The organism is Phenylobacterium sp., assembly GCF_030654915.1.
Taxonomy (GTDB): Bacteria; Pseudomonadota; Alphaproteobacteria; order Caulobacterales; family Caulobacteraceae; genus Phenylobacterium.
The window spans coordinates 1-2,404 of the sequence record NZ_JAURWM010000188.1; the positions used below are offsets into that span (position 1 = coordinate 1).

The 2,404-nt window shown below is 65.5% G+C and carries 2 protein-coding genes; both read left to right on the top strand.

The features are described 5' to 3' along the window. Window positions 1-1,105: cation:proton antiporter (locus Q7T84_RS09690; protein ID WP_304808207.1), on the top strand; the 1,105-nt coding region annotated here is incomplete at its 5' end. 475 nt (window positions 1,106-1,580) lie between these two features. Beyond that, on the top strand, window positions 1,581-2,404 hold an 824-nt coding region (locus Q7T84_RS09695; RefSeq protein WP_304808209.1), incomplete at its 3' end, for an outer membrane protein.

Genomic DNA, 2,404 nt, shown 5'->3' on the forward strand with positions numbered 1-2,404 from the left:
CGCCAAGAGCGAAGAGCTGTTCATGGCCGCCTGCCTGCTGGTGGTGATCGGGGCGGGGCTGGTGAGCGCGCTCACCGGCCTGTCCATGGCGTTGGGCGCCTTCATCGCCGGCCTGCTGCTGGCCGAGACCGAGTACCGCCACGAGGTCGAGGTCACCATCGAGCCCTTCAAGGGCCTGTTGCTCGGCCTGTTCTTCCTGTCGGTCGGCATCGGTCTCGACGTCTCGCTGCTGGCCGCCAAGCCGTGGGTGATCCTCGGCATCTCCCTGGGGCTGGTGACGCTGAACGCCACCGTCGTGTTCGGGCTGGGCCGACTGTTTGGTCTGACCACGCGGGGCGCGCTGGAGGCGGGCCTGTTGCTCGCGGGCGGCGGCGAGTTCGCCTACGTCATCCTGGCCTCGGCCATGGGCGAGGGAATCGTGCCGCGGGACCTGGGCCAGATGGTGCTGGTTTCATCGACCATATCGATGATGTGCATCCCGCTGCTCGCCGCGCTCGGGCTGAAAGCCGGCGGTCGCAAGGTCGGCGGTCAGGGCCTGTCGCCAGAGCCGCCGGCGCCTGAGGACGCCCTCGAAACTCCGAAGGTGCTGGTCGTCGGCTATGGCCGCGTCGGCCGGCTGGTGGGCGAAATGCTGCACCGTCACGACATCGCTTGGGTCGCGGCCGAGCGCGATCCTCGCCTGGTCGAGAGCGCCCGCCACGCTGGCGAGTCGATCTATTTCGGCGATGCTTCGCGCCAGGAGTTCCTGAAGCGCTGCGGCCTTGAGACCGCGCCGGCGCTGGTGGTGACGATGGACGCCCCCGAAGGCGTGGAGGCGATCGTCGCCACGGCGCGGGCCATGCGGCCGGACCTGACCATCGTCGCCCGGGCCCGCGACGCTCGTCACGCGGCGCGGCTCTATGAGCTGGGCGCCACCGATGCGGTGCCCGAGACCGTCGAGGCGAGCCTGCAGCTGTCCGAGGCGGTGCTGGTCGAGATCGGCGTGCCCATGGGGCTCATCATCGCGTCGATCCACGAGCGTCGGGATGAGTTCCGCAAGGCGCTGAATCGGCCCGAGGCGCTTGGGGGGCGGGTGCGGCGCTACCGCCGGGGGCAAGAAAGCTGAAGCTAATTCGGAACCAAGCTAACGAGTCTGCGTTGTGGCCTCGTAGGAAGCGAGGATTCGCGTCCTGGGCGAGGGGCCTAATGTCTTTTGACGCATGTGACGAATTTATCGCGTCCGCTGAACGTTGTTCGGCGGCGCCGCGTGTGGCAAGACTTTCTTTACATGAATTTACAAAGGGTTCGCCCAATGTCGGGACGCGTCGAATGAACGCGACTCAGCTAAGGTTACACTCTACACAACGAGATTCAGCTCTCAGGCGGGTTCCAGGCGTGTCGTCGAGAAGCTGGACGGGAGACGTGTCTCTCGCCCCGAAGTTGATTGCGGAGGGGAAGAATGTTTATCGTCCTGGGGTATTTCGTGGGCGTCAGCGAATTGGCGGAGGTGTTGCCTCGGCGACACTTTCGTAATGCTTCGGCCTTGATATAACTGAGCTGGGTCATTTGGCCGCAGCAGAGGGCAAGAGAGGGCTCTGAATATGAAATTCAAACTCCTAGCGGGGGCCGCCCTGGCTGCGGTCTTCGCCGCTTCCGGCGCTTCCGCGCAAGTCGCCGGCTGGTACGGCGCGGTCGATCTCGGGTATCATCTGCCGGAAGGCATTGACGCCGAGTCGTCCAACAACGGCCAACTCGGTCAGCCGTTGAACTGGGATATCAGCCAGGAAGACGATTGGGCTGGCTTCGCCCGTCTCGGCTACCAGCTGAACGATAACTGGCGTGTGGAACTCGAAGGCGGCTACCGCCCGGGTGACATCGATTCGATCCGCGGTAGCGGTCAACCGATCGGCCTCTGCACTCCCGGCGTCGTCCGCACCGCGGCGGCCTCGCAATGCGGTTCGCCCTCGGGTGAAGTCGAAGCCTGGACCGTTATGGGCAACGTGATTTACGACATCCTTCCGGGGGCTGTCCTCAATCCGTTCATCGGCGCCGGCATCGGTATCAACCACGTCAAGATCAACACCGTCGGTCAATTCTCGACCACGACCTTGACCTCGCCGCCGACCTTCTCGGCGACGAACCCGGCGATCCAGAACCTGACCATCGACGACGATGATACGGCTCTGGCTTGGCAAGTCCTGGCCGGCGTGGCCTGGCGTGCGACCGACCGTCTGAACGTCGACCTGACCTACCGCTACCTCGGTGGTTCGGATCTCGACTTCGCCTCGACGGGTTCGCATGCGATCCAACCTGGCGTGTTCTCCGGCGAATACCGCGACCAATCGGTGACCCTGGGTCTCCGTTACTCGTTCGCGCCGCCGCCGCCCCCGCCGCCGCCTCCGCCGCCCCCGCCGCCCCCGCCGCC